Raw genomic sequence first — 260 nt, 5'->3', positions numbered from 1 at the left:
CAGGGTTTAGAAACCAAGGGATCAGGGCATATATGATTGACAAGCGGTTATTTAAGGTTTAAAATAAAACGTAATTATTACGATTTGAGAAAGGGAGATCAGCATGAAAAAAGATATTCATCCGGATAACCATCAGGTGATTTTTCAAGATGTGAACAGCGGCTATCGCTTTTTAAGCCATTCTACGAAAAAGTCAGAGGAAACGGCAGAGTGGGAAGACGGAAAGACATACCCGCTGATTAAAGTGGAAGTCAGCTCAG

At 40.0% G+C, this 260-nt stretch carries 1 protein-coding gene; it reads left to right on the top strand.

Annotation, left to right across the window (positions count from 1 at the left end; all coding sequences use genetic code 11):
* Positions 1-103: 103 nt before the first annotated feature.
* A partial coding sequence (locus R0K30_RS22435; RefSeq protein ID WP_410613108.1) for a 50S ribosomal protein L31 occupies positions 104-260 on the top strand: 157 nt, incomplete at its 3' end.

The sequence above is a fragment of the Bacillus sp. SIMBA_154 genome, from assembly GCF_046536015.1.
GTDB lineage: Bacteria > Bacillota > Bacilli > Bacillales > Bacillaceae > Bacillus > Bacillus pumilus_P.
This window is presented reverse-complemented; position numbering and strand designations above follow the sequence as displayed.